The sequence below is a fragment of the Amycolatopsis sp. EV170708-02-1 genome (assembly GCF_022479115.1).
GTDB lineage: Bacteria > Actinomycetota > Actinomycetes > Mycobacteriales > Pseudonocardiaceae > Amycolatopsis.
The window spans coordinates 4,864,300-4,877,718 of record NZ_CP092497.1 but is presented as its reverse complement, the minus strand read 5'-3'; the positions used below and the strand labels follow the sequence as shown (position 1 = coordinate 4,877,718).

At 70.2% G+C, this 13,419-nt stretch carries 13 protein-coding genes; 9 read left to right on the top strand and 4 right to left on the bottom strand.

All coding sequences use genetic code 11. The features are described 5' to 3' along the window. Nucleotides 1–87 precede the first annotated feature (87 nt). The gene (locus MJQ72_RS22245) at nt 88–1,683 is read left to right on the top strand and encodes a helix-turn-helix domain-containing protein (RefSeq protein WP_240592904.1); all 1,596 of its coding nucleotides are present in this window, start codon (nt 88–90) and stop codon (nt 1,681–1,683) included. A 9-nt stretch (nt 1,684–1,692) separates the two neighbouring features. On the opposite strand, the gene MJQ72_RS22240 is transcribed toward MJQ72_RS22245, so the two are convergent. Together MJQ72_RS22240 and MJQ72_RS22235 are read right to left on the bottom strand one after the other, a co-directional pair. Then, on the bottom strand, nt 1,693–2,352 hold the full coding sequence (locus tag MJQ72_RS22240; RefSeq protein WP_240592903.1) for a DUF1345 domain-containing protein: 660 nt from the start codon (nt 2,350–2,352) through the stop codon (nt 1,693–1,695). Between the two features lie 120 nt (nt 2,353–2,472). After that, entirely contained in the window at nt 2,473–2,853 is a 381-nt protein-coding gene (locus tag MJQ72_RS22235; protein WP_240592902.1) for a helix-turn-helix domain-containing protein, read from the bottom strand. Nucleotides 2,854–2,951: 98 nt separating this feature from the next. On the opposite strand from MJQ72_RS22235, the gene MJQ72_RS22230 reads away from it, so the two are divergent. From MJQ72_RS22230 to MJQ72_RS22215, 4 genes are all read left to right on the top strand, one after another. Further along, complete coding sequence (locus MJQ72_RS22230; protein ID WP_240592901.1) at nt 2,952–3,785, top strand: alpha/beta fold hydrolase; 834 nt, start codon at nt 2,952–2,954, stop codon at nt 3,783–3,785. 127 nt (nt 3,786–3,912) lie between these two features. Further along, nucleotides 3,913–4,251, top strand: a complete 339-nt coding sequence (locus tag MJQ72_RS22225; RefSeq protein WP_240592900.1) for a type VII secretion target — start codon at nt 3,913–3,915, stop codon at nt 4,249–4,251. After that, nucleotides 4,248–5,444 carry a hypothetical protein gene (locus MJQ72_RS44850; RefSeq protein ID WP_315860738.1) on the top strand — a complete coding sequence of 399 codons (1,197 nt, stop codon included), beginning with the start codon at nt 4,248–4,250 and terminating at the stop codon, nt 5,442–5,444. The genes MJQ72_RS22225 and MJQ72_RS44850 overlap by 4 nt, the downstream gene beginning before the upstream one ends. After that, the gene (locus tag MJQ72_RS22215) at nt 5,441–5,656 is read left to right on the top strand and encodes a hypothetical protein (RefSeq protein ID WP_240592899.1); all 216 of its coding nucleotides are present in this window, start codon (nt 5,441–5,443) and stop codon (nt 5,654–5,656) included. Before MJQ72_RS44850 ends, MJQ72_RS22215 begins: the two co-directional genes overlap by 4 nt. Before the next feature lie 90 nt (nt 5,657–5,746). Here MJQ72_RS22215 and MJQ72_RS22210 read toward each other — a convergent pair whose 3' ends face one another. Continuing rightward, the gene (locus MJQ72_RS22210; RefSeq protein WP_240592898.1) at nt 5,747–8,692 is read right to left on the bottom strand and encodes a BTAD domain-containing putative transcriptional regulator; all 2,946 of its coding nucleotides are present in this window, start codon (nt 8,690–8,692) and stop codon (nt 5,747–5,749) included. Between the two features lie 183 nt (nt 8,693–8,875). On the opposite strand from MJQ72_RS22210, the gene bluB reads away from it, so the two are divergent. Then, nucleotides 8,876–9,520 (top strand): 5,6-dimethylbenzimidazole synthase, encoded by a 645-nt coding sequence (gene bluB, locus MJQ72_RS22205; protein ID WP_240592897.1) that lies wholly within the window; start codon nt 8,876–8,878, stop codon nt 9,518–9,520. Nucleotides 9,521–9,624: 104 nt separating this feature from the next. Here bluB and MJQ72_RS22200 read toward each other — a convergent pair whose 3' ends face one another. Continuing rightward, nucleotides 9,625–10,125 carry a MarR family winged helix-turn-helix transcriptional regulator gene (locus MJQ72_RS22200; RefSeq protein ID WP_240592896.1) on the bottom strand — a complete coding sequence of 167 codons (501 nt, stop codon included), beginning with the start codon at nt 10,123–10,125 and terminating at the stop codon, nt 9,625–9,627. 197 nt (nt 10,126–10,322) lie between these two features. Here MJQ72_RS22200 and MJQ72_RS22195 point away from each other — a divergent pair, with 197 nt between their 5' ends. The 3 genes from MJQ72_RS22195 to MJQ72_RS22185 are packed head-to-tail and all read left to right on the top strand — an operon-like array spanning nt 10,323 to nt 13,412. Further along, entirely contained in the window at nt 10,323–11,369 is a 1,047-nt protein-coding gene (locus tag MJQ72_RS22195) for a leucyl aminopeptidase (RefSeq protein WP_240592895.1), read from the top strand. Continuing rightward, nucleotides 11,366–12,163 carry an aspartate/glutamate racemase family protein gene (locus tag MJQ72_RS22190; RefSeq protein WP_315860737.1) on the top strand — a complete coding sequence of 266 codons (798 nt, stop codon included), beginning with the start codon at nt 11,366–11,368 and terminating at the stop codon, nt 12,161–12,163. The genes MJQ72_RS22195 and MJQ72_RS22190 overlap by 4 nt, the downstream gene beginning before the upstream one ends. Further along, nucleotides 12,141–13,412 (top strand): FAD-dependent monooxygenase, encoded by a 1,272-nt coding sequence (locus MJQ72_RS22185; RefSeq protein ID WP_240592894.1) that lies wholly within the window; start codon nt 12,141–12,143, stop codon nt 13,410–13,412. The genes MJQ72_RS22190 and MJQ72_RS22185 overlap by 23 nt, the downstream gene beginning before the upstream one ends. Nucleotides 13,413–13,419 lie beyond the last annotated feature (7 nt).

Sequence of the window (13,419 nt, the reverse complement as noted above, 5' to 3'; positions counted from 1 at the left end):
ACGTGATCTCGCGAATTCGCGCGGCGAATGGCCCGTGATGGGACACTGACAGCCGGTCAAGCACATGGCGCGGAGGGGCTCAGCGGGATGGCGAGTGAGGCGGCTGCCAGGCTGGCGGCACTTCTCACCGAGCACAAACAGCGGAGCGGGCTGAGCTACGAACAGCTCGGCCGCAAGGTGCATTCGAGCCGGTCGACCGTGCACCGCTACTGCACGGGGCGGAACGTTCCCGCGACGTTCGCGCCGATCGAGGCGATCGCGACGGCGTGCGGCGCGAGCCGGGAGGAGCTCGCGAGGCTGTACCGGGCGTGGGAACGGGCGGACCTGGGCGGTGTCCCGGTCCAGGACGTCCCCGGCGCGGACACCGGCGTCCCGGACGTCGAGGCCGCCGCGCCGGATCGGCGGCGGCCGCTGGCCAAGGTCGCGCTCGTCGCGGTCCTCGGGGTCGTCCTGCTCGCCGGAGGCGCCATGGCGTATCCGCCGGACCGGTCGCCCGTCACCACCCCCGCCGTCCAGGCGTCGATGTGGACGAACGCGCCTCGCGCGATCGAGCCGGAATTCGTCGGGGTGACGGCGAACTCCAACACCGGGCAGATGCCGTCGTTCGGTGTCGGGTCCGTCCGGTTGTGGAACACCCGCACCCGGTGGCAGAACCTGGAGCCCGCCCGCGGCCGCTACGACTGGAAGACGCTCGAACGGCTCGTGACCGGTGCCCGCGGGGCGGGCCTTCCGGTGGTCCTGACCTTCGGTGGCACCCCGTCGTGGGCGAGCCCGAACAGCCCGAAGTCCGTCTTCACCGACGACTCTCGCACCGGCCCGCCCGACGACTTCGCGGACTGGGAACGTTTCGTGCGTGCGGTCGCCGAGCAGTACCGGGGCCGGATCGACGCCTACGAGCTGTGGGACATGGCCAATCATCAGGACTTCTTCTCCGGTTCGATGGCCGAGCTGGTGGAGATGACACGGCTGGCGAGCCAGGCGATCAAGGCCGCTGACCCGGCCGCCACCGTGGTGTGCCCGTCCATGGGCGAGCTCTGGGATCCGGCGGCGTTCGACGAGTTGCGGCAGTTCGCGAAACTCGGCGGCTACGACCATTGCGCCGCCGCCGCGGTGAAACTGGCTCCCCGTAACGACTCCGACCCGCCGGAGACGATGCTGCCCTTGGCGAGGGAGATCGAGAACGCGCTGCAGGAAGCGGGCGCCGGCGTCCGGCTGTGGAGCACCGGCTCGGCCTACGACGTGAACAGGCAACAGCCCGTGGACGCCGACCGGGGCGCGCAGCACGCGGCCCGGTTCTTCCTCTCCGGGCTGTACGCGCAATACCGCCGGATGTACTTCTACAACTGGGGCAGCGCCAAGATACCGATCGTGCTGCAGCCCGTCGGCGGTCCGCATACGAAGGCGGCGCGGCATGTGGAACGCCTGAACCAGTGGTTGAAGGGCAGCCGAATCCACTCCTGCGGGCAAGGGCGCGAAGCCGGGCTGCCCGACCATCTTTGGCAGTGCCGCTTCGACCAGGGCGGCCGGGATTTCCTGATCTGGTGGACCATCGACCGATCCGATCGGATCCCGGCGGCGCTCGGCACCACCTCGGTCGAACGGCTCGACGGCACCGGCACGCCGGTCGAACCCGGTGCCGACGTCACGGTCACCGGCAGCCCGATTCTGCTCCGGCTCGGCTGAGCCCGGGCTTCAGCCGCTGTTCAACGCGGACACGACCGCCGCCACCGTCACCGTGTTGAAGACGAAGGCGATGATCGCGTGCGTCGTCACCGTCCTGCGCATCTCGCGGGAGACGACGTCCACGTCGGTCGTCCCGAACGTCGTCATCACGGACACCGCGAAGTAGATGTAGTCGGACCACTCGGCGGATCCGTCGTCGGGGAACCGCAACGCCTTCCCCTCCTCGACCACGTTGTCCGCGTGGTAGGCGATCGCGAAGGACACGAGGACACAGATCCACGCGACGACGACCAGGGCCACCGCCACCCCCACGCGCATGCCCGCCGGCAGGCTCTCGCCGCCCAGCCCCGGCATCCACACGACCGCCACCGCGAGCGCGGCCGCGGCGATGAAGATCGACACTCCCGGTCCCGGCGCTGTCCCGAAGACGTAGCGCTGCACGAACGTGCCGCGGCTGTCCCGGGATGCCCAGTCCTCGATCTGCTCGGAGCTCGCCGCGCCGAACGCGGCCACCGTCACGACGAGATAGCCGACGAGATAGGCGAGAAGAACCAGGACGGCGCCGTCCACCGGCGCGATCGAAAGGGCGTCGTCGCCGAACGCGATCGCCAACGCGGCGACGAGCAGCGCGAACGCGAGACTCAGGCCGCCCCGGCGTCGCTCGGACAACCAGATTCGAGCCCTTCGCCGAGACAGTGCCGTCTCCCTTCGCCGCGTCGAGGGGCCAGTGTCGCACCAGAGCCCGTCCCGCGGCGCGTCGGTGGTACTCCATTCCAGTGACGCGGCAGCTCAGGGCACTCTGTCGGCGTCGCTGATCGCGTTGGCCTCGTCGATCCGTGACATATGCTCTTCGGCCCAGTCCCGGAGTGCCGCCAGCGGCACTTCCAGTGACAAGCCCAGGTCGGTCAGCCGGTAGTGCACCCGGGGCGGCACGGTGGGCTCCACCCGGCGGGCGACGAGGCCGTCGCGGACCAGGTTGTGCAAGGTCACCGACAGCATTTTCTGGGACACACCGGGGATCCGGCGACGCAGTTCGGCGAAACGGACCTCGTCCGGAGCCGCCTCCGCGAGGATCTTGACCGCCATCGACGTCCATTTCGTCCCGATGCGGTCCAGCAGCCGCCGGGTGGGGCATTCGGGATCGAACAGATCACCGCGCCTTGTGGTCACCTGGAGCTCACCACCTGTGGGGAAAGTGCCGTCTTGGCGGCATCGCTGAAGTTACCTACGGTTTTCTGGTAACCAATGGTAACCACTGTGGAGGCGACGTGCCCTCATCACGACGGATCACCGTCAACGGCATCCGGGTCAACGTGGCCGTCGCGGGCAGCGGACCCGCGATCCTGCTGCTGCACGGGTTCCCGCACACCTGGCGGGTCTGGAGCGAGATCATCGGCCCGCTGGCCGAGCACCACCGGGTCATCGCCCCGGATCTGCGCGGGTTCGGCGACAGCACCCGCGCCGCCGAAGGCTACGACGCGAGCACGCTGGCCGCGGACGTCGAGAGCCTTCTCGGCGCGCTCGGCGAGCCTGGCGCGGCCGTGGTCGCGATCGACGCCGGCACGCCGGTCGCGTTCCTGCTCGCTCTGCGGCGGCCGGATCTGGTGCGGCGTCTCGTCCTGATGGAGTCGCTGCTGGGCTCGCTGCCCGGTGCCGAGGACTTCCTCGCCGGTGGCCCGCCGTGGTGGTTCGGCTTCCACGCCGTCCCCGGGCTCGGCGAATCGGTCCTGATCGGACACGAGGCCGAGTACGTCGACTGGTTTCTCGCCTCGGGCACCCTCGGGCGTGGTGTGACGCCGGAGGTCCGCGACGCCTTCGTCGACGCCTACACCGGCCGGGAAGCCCTGCGCTGCGCCTTCTCCTACTACCGTGCCATGCCGGTCAGCGCGCGCCAGATCGGCGAGGCGGTCGCGGCCCGCCGTCTCACCGTGCCCACGATGGCGATCGGTGCACATCCCGTTGGCCGCGCGCTGGAACGGCAATTGCGTCCCGTCGCCGAAGACCTCACCGCTCATCTGCTGCCGGACTGCGGCCACATCATCCCGCTGGACAAACCCCGGGAACTGCTCCGCCTGCTGACCCCGTTCCTCGCCGCCGGCTGACGCGGCCGAGTGTCCACAGTGGATCGTGCCCCTTCGGGCAAGGAAAGTTGTCTGTCCGCACAGAGCTTGTATACGGGTGGCGGGCTGCTGGCATCGTGTACGCCCCGGCCCCTCGAAAGGATGATAGATGAGTTTTCAGGTCGTACCGGCCGAAATCGGCAAGCACGCGGCCAACGTCGACGGGATCGCCGAGCGGCTGGGCACCGTGCTGTCGGCGGCGAACACCGCGGCGATGTCGGACGAGGCCTACGGTCTGATCTGTGCGTTCGTCCCGCCGTTCATCAATCCGGCGGAGGAGAAGACGATCGACTCGATCAAGGCCGCGATCGACGGCGTCAAGGCGACCGCCGCCAATCTGCGCACGGCCGAACGGTCCTACTCCGAGCAGGATGCCGCCGGTGTCGACATGTTCAAGCAGTACGAGGCCGCTATCCCGGCGACGCCGAAGGAGAAGGTCCAGCGATGACGAACCCCCTCGTCGCCACGCCGAAGGATTCCACCACCGCGGTGTCCGGCGTTCCCTTGCTCGAGTCCGCGACCGAGCTCAAGGCGTCCATCGAAAGCGGTGACTGGGCGTCGGTCGCGGTCGGCGCGATCGGCACCGCCATGGACGCGGTGTCCGCCGCCCTCGATCCGTTCGGCACCATCCTCGCCGCCGGGGTCGGCTGGCTGATGGAGCACGTCGGACCACTGAAGGAGGCGCTCGACGCCCTCGCCGGAGCACCGGACGAGATCACCGCGCACGCCGAAACCTGGCAGAACGTGGCCGGTGAACTCGGCTCGATCAGTGCCGACCTGGACGCGATGGTCGCCGCCGAAACCGCGAACTGGGCCGGCGCCGCGGGCGACGCCTGCCGCGCGCGGGGAGCGGACGTCGCGGCGCTGATCGGCGCCTGCCGGCAGGCCGCCGGTGGCGCGGCGTCCGGCACCCGGATCGGGGGAGAGGTGGTCACCGCGGTCCGCACCCTGGTCCGTGACATCATCGCCGAACTGATCGGCAGGCTGATCAGCTGGGCACTGCAGGTGCTGGCGACGCTCGGCCTCGGTATGACCTGGGTGCTGCCCCAGGTTACCGCCGCCATCGCGAAGACCGCTTCCAAGATCGCCACCGTCGTCACCAAGCTGGTCAAGGCGATGAGCGCGCTCGCGCCGTTGATGAAGAAGGCGAAGAACATCTTCGCCGAGGCGGAGAAGGCGCTCCGCAAGATCGACACGGGCAAGACCGGCCCGGCGGGGAAACCCCGTGGCCCGAAACCGGGCGGCGGCGAGTACAGCGGCACGCGCGGCGGAGGCGGTGGCAAGGGAAAGAATTCCAAGCCGGAACCGTCCGGGCTTCCCTCGAACCTCGGGAAGTTCGACGAGCTGACCCAGGCGCAGAAGGACGCGGCGCTCAAGATGAAACAGTGGATCCGCGACCACAAGGACAGCGGCCAGTTCGGCGCCTGGCACGACGGCGTGGACAACAACAAGCTCAACTCGCTCGGCCTCGGGAACAGCCCCACCCCGGCCCCGGCTCGACCTGGGGCGGCAGGATCTACGGGAACCACGGCCAGGCCGGTGGCAAGGTCGGGAACGAGGGCAGGCTGCCGCACGACGGCAAGACGAGCGACGGCAAGAAGCCCGCCGCTCAGCCGCTGGGCCCGGACGGGAAGCCGATGAAACCGTACGACGGCAAGTACTACGAATTCGACGTCCACCCGACGCCGCGGTACGACAACAAACCCATCAGGGACGCCGACCAGTACACGGACTTCAACGGGAAACCGTTGCCGGAGAACCAGCGGCCGAAGCCGGATCGCATCGTCAAGGACGACAACGGCAAGTTCTATTACGCGCCGGGACACTACGACAAGTTCTACGAGGTCCCTTGATCGTGTCGCGTGTGCCTTACCCCTCGACAACCGAATAGGGCGAAGGCTCCTTTCGTCGCAGCAGACGCGGCGAAGGGAGCCTTCAGCCCGTCACTGGCCGCGCCCACGAAGTTCCGCTTCGGTGCGGTCCGCGGCGGGAAGGCCCAATTCGGCGTAGCGGGCGATCGCGCGCTCGTAGTGGTCGCGGACGGTTTCCGGGTCGGAGGCGGCCCTGGCGAGCCCACGGTGGGCGCGCGCGATCTGCTCGTGGCAGCCGTACCGGGTCGCCACGGCCAGGGCTTCGGCGTGGTTCGCGCCGGCCGTGTCCGGGTAGCCGCACGCCAGGCAGGCTTCGCCGAGCCCGTTGAGCGCCCACGATTCGCCGTCGCGGCCGCCGTGCCGCCGGAACAGGTCGAGCGCCTGACGATGGTGGGCGGCCGCGTCGACGGGACGGCCATCCAGCGCTTCGGCCCGCCCGAGCCCGTCGATGGCCCACGCCTCGCTGCCGCGGTGGCCGAGCCTGCCGAACAGGGCCGCGGCTTCGGCGTGCAGGCGGCAGGAATCGGCCGGTCCGCCGTCGTTCGCGGCGAGCTCCCCGAGCCCGATCATCACCCAGGCCTCGCCGAACCGGTGGCCCGCCTCCCGATGCAGCGCCATCGCCTCCCGAAGATGCTCGTATCCCTCGTCCCGGCGGTCGATCCGGGCTTCGACGGTGCCCAGCCGGGTGAGCTGATGAGCCTGCCCGGTCAGGTCGCCGAGACGGCGGAACAGGGCCAGCGCGCGGGTGTAGTAGCCGGCGGCGGGCCGGTAGCGTCCGGCGCTCTCCTCGATCATTCCGACGTTGCCCAGCGCGCGTGCCTGACCCAGCGGGTTCCCGGCCTCGCCGAACAAGGCGTACGCAGCCCACATGTCCGAGGCGGCGGGCGCGGCCCGGCCCGCTTGCATGTGGTGACCGCCGACGGCGACCAGCGCGTCCGCCTCGGCGACGCGGTCACCGATGACGTGGGCGGCCTTCCTGGCGTGTCCGTGGACGGCCAGCGCCGCCGTCTCGTGATGTCCGTCGAGGTAGCGGAACAGCAACGCGGACAGCGTCACGGAGTGTTCGGGCCTGCCCGCCGCGGCCAGCGCTTGGACGGTCGGCAGCTCGGCGTCCAGCCAGTCCCGCGCGCTGTCGGCGTCGTCGAGCACGGGCATCGCGCTCTCCGGCGAGGCGACCGAGGGCCGGCGGTTCGCCTCGGCGGGGTAAAGGCGATCCATCGCCGCCGCGATGGTGGCGAGGTAGTAGCCGTAGACCCGGTCCACCGCCGCGTGCTCGTCGTCTTCGCTCTCGATCTCCGCGGCGTACGCCTTCAGCAGGTCGTGCATGCCGTAACGGTCGGCACCGGCGGGGTGGACCAGATGCGCACGGGCGAGGGCGTCCAGCAGGGCCCGGGCCTCGTCGAAGGAGCTGCCGGTCAGCGCGGCCAAGGCGTACGAATCGAAGACGGGCGCCGGATGCCTGCCGAGGAGGGCGAAGGCGCGGATGGTGTCTTCGCTGAGCTGTCGCAGCGACCACGAGAACACCGCCCGCACCGCTGCCCGCTGGTCACCGCCGGAACTGAGCAGCTTCAGGGTCTGCTGCGCGGCCCGCAGTTCGCCGACCAGCCGGGACAGCGGGGTGGCCTGCCGGGACACGGCGAGTTCGGCCGCCAGGCGCAAGGTGAGCGGCAGCCGGACACACCGTTCGGCCAGTTCGCCGGTGGCCTCGGGCTCGGCGTCGACCCGGGTGCCGATCAGCCGCCGGAGCAGGTCGGCCGCGTCGGCCGCGGACAGCCGGTCCACGGCGATCCGGTGGGCGCCGTGGAGCGCGACCAGCCCGGCGAGTGAGTCGCGGCTGGTGACCACCACGGCGCAGGTGTGCGTACCGGGGAGCAAGGGCCGGATCTGTTCGAGCGTCGCCGCGTTGTCCAGCAGGACGAGCATCCGCCTGCCCGACACCTCGGTGCGGAACCGGGCGGCGCGTTCCGCCTGCCCCGGCGGCATCCGCGTGCCTTCGGGCAGCAGCGCGGACAGGAGGGCGGCCAGCGCGTCGGAAGAGCGCATCGGCTCGCCGGGGGCGTAACCGCACAGATCCAGGTACAGCTGCCCGTCGGGGAAACGGTCCCGGACCCGGTGACCCCAGTGCACGGCGGTCGCGGTCTTGCCGGCCCCGGCCGTCCCGGTGAGACAGACGACGACCGGTTCTCCGGCGGTGCCGTCGGCGAGCCGGTCCAGTTCGGCCAGCACACCGGCGCGGCCGGTGAACGCCGCGACGTCGGCGGGTAGCTGGGCGGGTACGGGAGCCGGCGCCGCGCCCGCCGCCGGCAGGTCATGACGGAGCACGGCCTCGTGCACGGCGGCGAGCTCCGGACCGGGGTCCGCGCCCAGTTCTTCTCGCAGTGCGCGAAGAATCCGTTCGTAGTGGGTCAGCGCGTCGGCACCGCGGCCCACGGCGTAGAGCGCCCGCATCAACGCCGCCGCGGCGGGCTCCTGCAACGGACGTTCGTCGGTGAGTTCGGTCAGCCGGGTGAGTGTCGCCGCCGCGTCGCCGTCACGGATCTTGGCGTCGGCCCACGCGACGATCGCCGCCTCGTACTCCTGGCGCAGCGTCCGCCGGGTGCGTTCGGCCCAGTCGCCGCGCAGCCCGGCCAGCGGCTCGCCCTCCCAGAGTTCGAGTGCCGCGCTCAACCCGGTGACGTCGGCCGGGTGCTCGCGGAGAAGACGCCGGAACCGGAAGACGTCGACCTGCTCGGGCCGGGCGACGAGGCGGTAGCCGCCGGAATCCCTGGTCACCCGCGCGCCACCGGGCTCGGCCTGTTCGAGCGCGCGCCGGATCCGCGTGATGTGCGCCTGCAGGGAACGACGCACCTGTTCGGGCGGCGACTCGCCCCAGACCCGGTCGATCAGGAGGTCGACGCCGACGGTTCGGCCCGCGTCGAACAGCAGCACGGCGAGTACGGCCTGCCTGCGCGGCTCGCCGATGGCGACGGCCTGCCCGCGCACCTGCAGCCGGACCGGCCCCAGCACCCGGAAATCCACGTCATCCCCTCGCAATCCCCCGACCGGAAGAAGGGTAGAGCCGGTATTTCGGTCGCCACAACACATTCTCGGCGTCTTTCGGGGTAAGCCGAACTGAAAGCCTTCTATCGCAAGGGAAAGGAACGGAAAGCGCCGATACCCTGTTGGCGGGTAACCGGTGGTGGTCAGGCATGATCATGCCTCATGACCCGTGACGCAGGCGACCGTTCGTTGTACGAGACCATCTTCCGACGCCGGGACACCAGGGGTGAATTCACCGGGGAGCCGATCCCGGCGGAGGTGCTGCGTCGCGTGTTGAGCGCGGCGCACGCCGCGCCCAGCGTCGGCCTGTCCCAGCCGTGGGATTTCGTCGTCGTGTCCGATATGGACCTTCGGAAGAAGTTCCGGGAACATGTGCTGGCCGAACGTGAAGTATTCGAAGGCGGGCTGGATTCCGAGAGGGCCCGGGTCTTCGCGCCGATCAAGATCGAGGGGATCGTGGCGTCGTCCGCGGGAATCGTGGTCGGCTACGATCCGTCGCGCGGTGCGCCGGACGTCCTGGGACGGCACGCGATCGCCGACGCCGGCCTGTACTCGGTGTGCCTGGCCATCCAGAATCTCTGGCTGGCGGCGACCGCCGAAGGGCTCGGCGTCGGCTGGGTCAGCTTCTACCGCGAAGAGTTTTTGCGCGAACTGGTGGGATTGCCCGAACACGTGCGTCCGGTGGCGTGGCTGTGCGTCGGCCCGGTGCGAGACCTGCCGACGGTGCCCGATCTGGAACGGCACGGCTGGCGTGAACGTCTCCCGCTCGACGCGGTGTTGCACTACGAGCAGTATTCGAAGTCCTGACACGCGTCCATGCTCGCCGGAGCCCTCGCTGGCCGAAGGGGCCCATCGCCGCATCAGACGCGGCGAAGGACGCCTTCAGCCCGGCCCGCGATCAGGCCCGATGGTCAGCGCAGCTTGTCGACTTCGGCGATTCGCTCCCAGCGGGCGCCGAGCGCGTTGAGCAGCGCGGCCATGTCGAGGTCGTCGTCGCCGTCGAGGAGTGCCTTGTCCAGCCTGCGGGCGCGGCGGTTCACCTGGCTCAAGACCGACTTGCCCTCGTCGGTGAGCGAGAGCAGTTTGCGCCGCGCGTCGTGCGGGGACTCGACGCGCTGGATGAGCCCTCGCCGTTCGAGCCTGCGGCACAGGTCGGCCATCGTCGAGGTGTCGAGGGCGACCGCGCCCGCCAGTGAGCTCTGGTCGCTGCCGGGGTAGGCGCGGACCGCGGACAGCACCGCGAACTGCGGACCGGTCAGCACCGGGTCCACGTGCCGGTTCCACGCGGCGAGGTAGGCCTGGTACAGCCGTCGGGCGCCGTAGCCGGGCGCCGCCAGCAGGTCGGAGGGCGGCGCGGGAGTGACGGCCGGCGTGTCGTCCCTGCGCCTGCCCGTACGCGCCGATTCACCCATCGCTACTCCTTGTCGGCTCCAACCCGCTGCCCGGGCCCCCGAGGTGATCCTACGTGTCCGGACGGTCGCTCACGGGCAGGCCGCCGAGATCTGTCCGCAGTCACCTCTTGCGTATCCGGATAGTACGTGTTCGTATGAAGACCGGTCTTGCGTACCCGGATAGTACGTGCTCGGATCAATATGGAAGGTGGTCGGCGATGGACCGGAACCTGTTCAACGACATCTGTTTGCGCCAGCTGACGTTCTCGGGGGTGCACGAGGGCGAGACCGTGGTGGTGCTGACCCGCGGCGGTGAGCGGGCGGAGTACGCCGACGCCTTCCTGTGGGCCGCGCAGCAGCTGGGCGCCTCGGCCTACCACATGCGGCTGCCCTCGCCGGTCAGCGCGGCCGGCGCGTGGGCGGTGGGCGACTCGGGGCTGGGGAACATCCCGCTGGCGGTCGAGGCGCTCAAGAGCGTCGACATGGTCGTCGACTGCACGTTCCTGTTGTTCAGCAAGGAACAGTTCGCCATCCAGGACGCGGGCACCCGGATCCTCACCGCCGTCGAACCGCCCGAGCTGCTGGCCAGGCTCATGCCGACGAAGGAACTGCGCGAGCGCGTGGAGATCGGCGCGGAACTCCTGGCCAAGGCCGGCACGATGCGCATCACCAGCCCGGCGGGTACCGACGTCACGTATCAGCTCGGCGTGTACCCGACGTTGTCCGAGTACGGCTACACCGACACACCCGGTCGCTGGGACCACTGGCCGGCGGCGTTCGTGTTCACCGGCGGTGCCGACGACGGCGTCGACGGGAAGATCGTGCTGTCGCCGGGCGACGTTCTGTTGCCGTTCAACACCTACGTACAGACCCCGGTCGAGATCACCATCGAGCAGGGCTTCATCCGGGACATCCGCGGCGGCGCCGGATCGTCCGGGCTCGACGCGGATCTGCTGCGCTCCTACATCGAAAGCTTCGAAGACCCGCGCGGCTACGGCATGAGCCACGTGGGCTGGGGGCTCGACGAGCGCGCCCACTGGCACGGCCTGACCCAGTTCCCCGGCGGGATGGGCATGGAACTGCGGAGTTTCTACGGCAACGTCATGTTCTCCATCGGCCCCAACAACGAGCTCGGCGGCCCGAACGACACGCCCTGCCACTTCGACATCCCGATGCGCGGCAATTCCCTTTACCTGGACGACGAACTGATCGTCGACAACGGCGAGCTGACCGTCGCCGAGATGCGTCCGGCGGGCCGCCGATGAGCGACCACCACATCGGGATGATCGTCCCCAGCTCGAACCTCACGATGGAGACCGAGCTGCCGCGGATGCTGCGCGCCAGGGAGGAGACCCGGCCGGGGGACCGGTTCGTCTTCCATTCCGCGCGGGCCCGGATGCGGCACGTCGAACCCGAACAGCTGCGGGCGATGAACGCCCAGGCCGGTCGCGCCGCGGCCGAACTCGCCGACGCCAAGCCCGACGTCGTCGCCACCGCGTGCCTCGTGGCGATCATGGCGCAGGGGCCCGGCTACCACTGCACCGCCGAAGACGACATCACCCGCGTGCTGCGCGAAGAGGGCTGCGAGTCGCCGGTCGTCTCCAGCGCCGGTGCGCTGCTGTCCGGGCTCGGCGCGCTCGGTGCCCGCAAGGTCGCGATCATCACGCCGTACATGAAGCCGCTGACCAAGGCGGTGGCGGACTACATCGAGGATGCCGGGTTCGAGGTCGCCGACGCCCTTTCGCTGGAGGTGCCGGACAATCTCGCCGTGGCCCGGCTGGATCCCGCCGGGCTGCGAGAGCACCATCGGCGGTTGAATCTGTCCGATGTGGACGCACTCGTGCTCTCCGCCTGTGTGCAGATGCCGTCGCTGCCCGCGATCCAGCCGGTGGAGGACGAGATCGGGATCCCGGTCCTGTCGGCGGCGACGGCCACGACGTTCCGGATCCTGACGGAACTCGGGGTCGAGCCCACGGTGCCCGGCGCCGGGAGGTTGCTCAGTGGCGCGGAAGCGCTGACGAAGACGGGAGGCGGGCATGGCCGCGAGTCAGTCGTTTGAGGTCGTTGTCGTCGGTGGCGGGCTCGGTGGGCTCTGCGCCGCGTTGTCCTTGCGGCAGCGGGGTTTGCGGGTGACCGTGGTCGAGGCCGCCCCGGCGCTGGGCGAGATCGGCGCGGGGATCCAGACCGCGCCGAACGCCAGCCGGATCCTCATCGGGCTCGGGCTGCGCGCCCGGCTGGAGCGGGTGCGGACGGAGCCGCAGGATCAGGTGCGCCGCCGCTGGGCCGACGGGAGCATCATCGCCCAGCTGGAGCTCGGCAGGCGGGTGACCGACCAGTACGGCGCGCCCTACTGGCACTACCACCGCGCCGATCTGCACGGAGTCCTGCTCGACGCCTGCCTGGATCCCGAGGGGACCGGTCCAGTGGTGAAGGTGGCGACCGGCGCACGGGTGACCGACCTCGACCGGACGGTGCCGGACCGGCCCGCCGTGCTCACCGCCGACGGACGCCGCTTCACCGGCGACGTCGTGATCGGGGCGGACGGCATCCGGTCTTCGGTGCGCGATCTCGCCGGTTTCGACGACACCCTCGCCTTCTCCGGCGAGATGGCGTACCGGGCCCTGATCTCCGGTGACCTGATCGCCCAAGACCCCGCCACGCGCTTCCTGACCGACCGGTACCACTCCACGATCTGGTACGGCCCCAACAAACACCTGGTGCACTACATGATCCGCGGCGGGGAGTATCTCAACGTGGTCGCGATCGTGCCGTGCACCGAAGCGGTGGCCAAGGACTGGAGCGGCCCGGCCACCGCCGCCGAACTCGCCGCCGAGTACCACGACTGGGACGATCGGGTTCCGACGATGCTGGCGAAGGCGAAGGACGAGGACGTCTCGGTGTGGGCGATGTACCGCCGTCGCCGTGACCCGGTCTGGGTCGACGGCCGGGTCGCCCTGCTCGGCGACGCCTGCCACGCGATGCTGCCGTATCAGGCACAAGGCGCGTCCCAGGCGATGGAGGACGCCGCGGTGCTGGCGGAGGAGCTGGGCCGCGTCACCCGCGACGGGATCGACGGGGCGCTGGTCCGCTATGTGGACCGGCGCGCCAAGCACGCGGGCATGGTGCAGGACGCCTCGTTGCAGAACATGGACTTCTACCACCTGCCCGACGGTCCCGAGCAGCGCGAACGGGACGAGAAGCTGCGGCGCTTCGACGGGGAATCCGACGTTTCCTACGACTGGCTGTGGAACGGCAGCCCGCTCACCGACCCCGACACCGAGTCCATCCACTACCAGTTCGCCCGCTGAGGCGCGC